The sequence below is a fragment of the Actinosynnema sp. NPDC023658 genome, assembly GCF_040639995.1.
Classification (GTDB): Bacteria; Actinomycetota; Actinomycetes; order Mycobacteriales; family Pseudonocardiaceae; genus Actinosynnema.
Genome location: NZ_JBFAAX010000354.1, coordinates 1 through 6,064 on the forward strand (window position 1 = coordinate 1; position 6,064 = coordinate 6,064).

The 6,064-nt window shown below is 69.3% G+C and carries 3 protein-coding genes; all 3 read right to left on the reverse strand.

Translation table 11 applies throughout. The features are described 5' to 3' along the window. Window positions 1–2,202 (reverse strand): family 43 glycosylhydrolase (locus AB0G02_RS26155; RefSeq protein WP_360798413.1); only part of this gene is annotated, 2,202 nt, incomplete at its 3' end. After that, window positions 2,199–3,602, reverse strand: a complete 1,404-nt coding sequence (locus AB0G02_RS26160) for a right-handed parallel beta-helix repeat-containing protein (RefSeq protein ID WP_360798416.1) — start codon at window positions 3,600–3,602, stop codon at window positions 2,199–2,201. The genes AB0G02_RS26160 and AB0G02_RS26155, both read right to left, overlap by 4 nt. A gap of 36 nt (window positions 3,603–3,638) precedes the next feature. Continuing rightward, entirely contained in the window at window positions 3,639–4,682 is a 1,044-nt protein-coding gene (locus AB0G02_RS26165; protein ID WP_360798419.1) for a glycosyl hydrolase 53 family protein, read from the reverse strand. Window positions 4,683–6,064: the final 1,382 nt, after the last annotated feature.

Below are 6,064 nucleotides of genomic sequence, written 5' to 3' on the forward strand. Positions count from 1 at the left end.
CTTGGTGGTCCACGACGTCCAGGTGCCGGTGGACTCGTAGGAGACCGTGCCGACCGCGGTGCCGTTGACCACCAGGTTCGCCGGGCGCGCGGAGCCGCTGGAGCTGCCGTTGGCGAACCGGACGCCCAACGTCGTGGTGCCCGCCTGCGCGGCGTTGACGGTGAACTGGGCGTAGGCGCCCACGGCGGCGTTGCCGTTGCAGAACCCGGTGCCGGTGAAGCCCGCCTGGTTCGAGTCGATGCTGCCCTGGCACACCGCCGGCGCGTCCTCCGCTTCGTAGCGCTGCCCCACCGGGGGCTGACCGTCGGTCTTGACCAGCCCCAGACCGTCGACGGTGAGGTAGCCGTTGCCGGAGGCCGCGCGGATGGTGACGGTGGCGGTACCGGCGGACAGCGGGATGTTCGCCAGTTCCCGGCGGGTCCAGCCGCTGGAGGCCGGGATGTCGAGCGTGCGCGCGTTGCCGGCGGCGTCGGTGACCGTCACCTGGGCGGCGCTGAGCGATCCGGAGGTCTTGCCGTACAGCGACAGCTTGTAACTACCGGAGGGCACGGTGATCCGCTGCCGCACCCCGCCGGCGTAGGACTGCCCGGCCCCGATCTGCAGCGCGAAGCGCGACCCGTTCGCACCGGCGACGTTGGTGACGAACGAGGTCGGCCCCGACTCGCGGAAGTTGGTCCAGCCGGTCAGCGTCGAGGTGGTGACGCGGTCGGCCTGGAAGTCGGGGTTGAGGAGGTAGTTGTTGTCCGGGCCCACGCGCCACTCCCCCGTCGTGGCGTTGAACTGCCACTGGCTGACGGAGTGGAACTCGGGTCGTGCGCCGGTCTTGGTCACCGGCATCCACTGGTTGTAGCCGAGGCCGTTCCAGGCGAAGTCCGCCCAGCGGTCGCCGGCGAAGATGACGGTGCTCTGCTTGGTGCCCTTCACGGTGACGAAGAACCCGGTCTGGGTGACGTGGCTGTAGTCCAGCTCGGTGCCGGCCAGGGTGTACTCGCTCGTGTACGCACCCTGGACGGCACCGCTGGTCGACTCCAGGACGTGCGTGACGGAGCTGTTCCAGCCGTGCAGGTCGGACGCCGCGTGGTAGTACCTGCCGTCCAGCTTGAACATGGCGTTGCCCTCGCGGCCCGCGGAGTTGCTGCCGATCTGCACCGCGGGCTCGATCCGCAGCGAGTCGGACTCCCGGAGCTTGGCGACGAAGGCGCGGCCGCGGCCCTCGCGGTTGGAGAAGATCAGGTAGTCCTTGCCGTTGTCGTCGGTGAAGACGGTCTGGTCGCCGGTGCCGGTGGTCGGGGAGTTGGTGATCTGCGTCTGGAAGTACCCGTAGTCGAACGTGTCGGTGGGCGAGTCGCCCCGCAGGAACAGGACCCCGTCCCCGCCGCCGGACGGGAGGTACGCCTGCACGACCAGCACGTACTTGCCGGTGTTCTCGTTGTACGAGACCCCGAGCCGGCCGACCCAGCCCGCCTGGCCGAGCGTGGCTCCGTTGCCGAGGGGGGTCGAGCGCGTGGCGACGTTGTTCTCGAACCTCCAGTTCACCAGGTCCCTGGACGAGTACACCGGGATCGAGACGAACGAGACCTCGTTGTCGAACTTGCGCGTCGGGTCGGCCCGGTAGTGCTCGGCACCGAGGTAGTGCACGCCGTACCAGTAGTAGGTGTCACCGAACTTGAAGACACCGCCGCCCTGCGAGTAGATGGGGTTGCCGCTGGTGTCGTTCCAGAAGGTGTCGTTCGTGATGGTCTGGAACGTGCCCTCGTCCGCGGCCACCAGGTCGGCGGCGGCGGCGTTCAGGGCCGTCTTCGCCGCGGCGACGTCCGCCGCGGTCGCCGCCCGGTTGCCCACGACGCGGTCCGCGGTGGTCAACGCCTCGGCGAACGGGGCCCACGAGTCGGCGGTGTACCTGGTCGGGACGCGGGTCCGGTAGTCGGCGGCCAGCTCCTTCAGCCCCCGGATCATCACCGGTCCGCCGGTGGCGTCCTGGGTCGTGGCTCGGGACTGGTTCGAGGAGAACGCCGCCCAGGAGTCGGCCGTGTAGTCCTCGGCGGAGGCGGAAGGTGATGTGGGAACCGCGGTGGGCGGCTCGGCGGAGGCCGCGTGGGCCGACTGCGGAGCCACCACTGACACGAGCAGCAGTGCGGCGATGGGTAGCGCGCGCCGCTTCAACGGCGTGCGTGGTGCGCGGGTCATGTCGGTGCCTTTCACGGGGCGAGGTGATCGGGGTCGGGCGATACGTCCGCTGTGACCGGTTCCAGCCGGGTGGTGCTGCCCCCGGACTGCTCGAAGGCGCCGAGGTCGGGCGCCGAGCCCTGGTACGGCAGGCCGACGTTCACCCCCTTGTCGATCAGGGTGCTGTTCGCGGCGAGGCGGAGGTGGGGCAGCACGGGCAGGCTGCCGTCGGCCCGGCGCGGGGCGTCCCAGCCGGAGGTCGACACGCTCTGGAACTGCGCGTCCGACAGGGGCAGGCCGAGGTTCCAGGAGTTGTTCGAGGCGCTCGTGCCGGACATGTTCGCCGTGGCGGTGCCGTTGTGGGCGATGTTGTTGCGCAGGTTGCCGCGACCGACCGTCGCGCCGCTCGCGTCGACGCCCCGCATGTCGAAGTTGGGGTGGTTGCCGAAGCCGGTGTTGTTGAAGTAGTCGTTGACCGCGGGGTGGTGGTTGTTGTAGAAACCCGCCGCCTTGTTGAGGAACGCCACCGAGTTGCGGACGGTGTGCTTGACCGCGCCGGGGTCGTAGTCGCCGCCGTAGCCGCCGGCCTTGAAGCCGGTGCCGTTGCCCGCGCTCGTGGTGGTGCCGGGCACGTACCCGTTGCGCCACGACCAGGAGTTCTCGATCGTCACGGACGAGTAGGCGCTGATCAGGTCGAACCCGTCGTCCGCGTTCCACCACGCCCGGTTGCCCCGGAACACGTTGCCCGGGTTGCCCGCCTTGATGTGCGCGCCGAAGCCGTCGGCGTTCTCGCCGGGCCCGTCCGAGCTGTTCGCGTCGTAGTTGTCGTGCGAGTCGGAGTTCAGCACGAGGTTGTCGTGCCCGTTCTGGATGAACAGACCGGCGCCCATGTGGTGGTGCGTGTCGATCTGCTCGAAGGTGTTGTAGCTGCCCGAGATCCAGATCCCCCAGGACTCCGCGTTGAGGTTGTTGTTCTGCCGCACGCCCGTGACGGTCAGCCCCTTGAGGTGCAGCCGGCTGCCGGTGACGTCGAAGCCCTTGATCCGGCAGTCGTCCCGCATGCGCGAGAAGTCGAAGACCGGCTTCTCCCCCGGGTAGGCCCAGTAGCGGATCGGGCTGCCGGACGCGCCGCTCTTGTTCAGCGTGATCGCGTCGACCCGGGCCGTCCGGCTCGCGCAGGCCGTCGTCGCGCGGGTGTAGGCGTAGGTGCCGCCCCGGAAGTAGACCGTGTCACCCGCCGTGACGGCGGTCTGCGCGCGGGCGATGGACGCCCAGGGAGCGGTCTGCGTTCCCGCGGCGCCGTCGTTGCCATCGGGTGCGACGTAGTAGGTGTTCCCGGCCGCCGCGGCCGTGCCGGGCACGATCGCGGCGCTCAGGGCGAGGACTGCGGAGGCGGTGACGACGTGGGGGGCACGCCACCGCGTTGTGAGGTGCACGGGGATCTCCTGGGGTTGGTGATGCCGGTGGTCGGGTCACGCGTTGAGGAAGCCGTCCATGGCGGCGGTCGGCCTGCGGGTGCCCGGGTCCCACGCGGTGCTGCCGTAGCCGGTGAACGGCGAGTAGCCCTCGGGCTCCCAGAAGAACGTGCCCAGGCCGCCGAAGCCCTTCAGCCCGGTGATGAACTGCCGCAGCCCGTCGCGCACCTGGGTGGCCTTGTCCCGCGGGCCGCCGTACTCGACCTGCATGACCGGTTTGCCGTACGTGGACTGGATCGTCCTCATGTTGGCCAGCACGCCGGGGATGTTGCCGCCCTGCGCGTACGACGACAGCCCGGTGACGTCCCACCTGCCGCCGTTGTTCCGGTAGGCGTCGAGGAACGCCCGGATGCTGTCGAGCTTTTGCGGCTGGGCGAGGTGGACCAGCACCGGAGTGGTCGGGAAGACCTGCTTCGACACGTCGTGCGCGGCGTTGAGCAGGCCGGTCATCTGGTCGGGCCTGCTGATGCTGCCGACGGGCTTGCAGATGCCGCTGTTGGTCTCGTTGCCGATCTTCACCCAGCCCGGGGTGACGCCGGCGGACTTGACGACGTTCAGCGAGCGGTCGACGTAGCCGCGCATCGCGTCGCGCATCTGGCTGTAGGACATGGTCGCCCAAGCCCGGGGCGGGTTCTGCACGCCGACGGAGTTCCAGGTGTCGCCGAAGTGGAAGCCGAGCAGCACCTGGAGGCCCGCGTCCCGGCACCGCGCCGCCATCCGCGCCGTCTCCTCGATGCCGCAGTGCCCGTTGGCCGGGTCGCTGGAGGGGTTGACCCAGGTCCGCAGGCTGATCGCGGTGATGCCGTCGCCCTTGAGGATGGTGAACAGGTCCTGCCGCTGCCCGGACTTGTCGTTCCAGTAGTAGCCGTTCGCCTCCATCTGCGGCATCCAGCTGATGTCCGCGCCCTTGACGAACGTCGCGGCGTCCGCCGTCGGCGCCAGAACGTCCGCGCCGAGTGCGAGCGCACCCGCGCCGGCCGCCGCACCGAGCAGCACGCTGCGCCGCGAGATGCCGGTGGGTGTGTCTGTCCTGCCGTTCATGGTCGATGTCCTTCCGGTGCGACGTGGACCGAGGCGGTCGACGCCGCGTTCAGTGGTGCCGTGGGACGGGGAGCCCGGCGGGGGTGCGGGCGGAGTGGGTCGGGAACCGTTGCGGGACAGCGCTCAGCGCTCCACCGCGGTCGACGTCGCAGGTGTGACGGGGCGGGCCGTCCGGCGGTCGTCGCACGTCCGCTCGGGGCGTCGAGGCGCACCCGGCAGCCCCGCTCGGGGCCGGTTCAGTCGGAGGCGGCCGGTGCTGCCGTGCGACCAGTGCCATGCGCGGTCATTCGATCTCCTTTGATCGATTCTCAGCGGGCGCGGCGGCGGCTGTGAACGTGCACAGTGTTCTGAGTGCAGTACCGCCAGATCAAAACCGATGAACAAGATCCTTTCAAGGGCCAAGCGGCACAAAACCTGTGAACGTGCACAGTCTGCGGGACGAGTGGTCGCGATCGTCCACACCAGACCTTTCCCGTGCAGAGCCGAGCCGGAGATGCGTTGCGGCACAGGCGAAGTCGACCCGACGGCCCGCGCGACCCGACACCGGGGCAGCACTCGTCGGCCACGCGGTCCCGCTGCGCGGCGAACGACGGCTGCCCGGTGTTCACGCACCCCGGCACGGCCGTCCGCAGCCCGACGGCTCGGCCATGTAAGCGCTTACCTGGACATCACGGTAGAGCTACCGATCCGCTCAGGTCAACAGGTCACCATCACGCAGTAAGCGTTTTAAGTCCCGTTACCCAGGTCCTGACCGGGCGTTCGTCGTGGCGCGGGTGAGCGCGGCGCGGCGGCGGACACCCGACCGGTCCGGGCGATCGGAACCCCGGTCCGCGCTCACGGGATCGCGGAGAACCACGAGAACGATCGCGGTGCCGAAATTCTCGGCCGGGAATTTCCACTTCACCACGAATTCCGCGGTTCACAGGGCGACGACGGGAGAAGATGGCGCCGGCGGTCCGGGCGGGTGCCGATAATGGCGTCAGTCCGACCGCCGCCTTACCGCGGGAGTCCCGCCGACGGGAGGACCACTGCGGACTCGTACGGCCGGACGAGCGGTCGACGCACGATGCCGCAGCCCCGGCGTGAGCCGGCAGTGGTCCGGTGCTCGATTCACCAGGACCAGTAAAAGACGTCCTACCGGGGCCGGGGTTCCGAGGTCCGGTCGATCGTGGCGAAAAAGTTCTCAATTCCGCGCATTCGACCGGAAATTGTCACGTTTTCGGCTCGGACTGTCGAAAAACCGCACGTCGCGACGATAAGGAACCAGAGAGGGGAAACGCCATGTCGCGATTGAACCGAACCATTGGCACGCTGTTGCTGACGGTCGTCGTGTGTGCGGGGACGTCGGCGGGACCGGCGTTCGGTGACACGTCGGCTCCGGT

Bases quoted from the DNA above. Each gene is read 5' to 3' on its own strand.
- AB0G02_RS26165 (WP_360798419.1), bottom strand. From the start codon at position 4,682: ATGAACGGCAGGACAGACACACCCACCGGCATCTCGCGGCGCAGCGTG.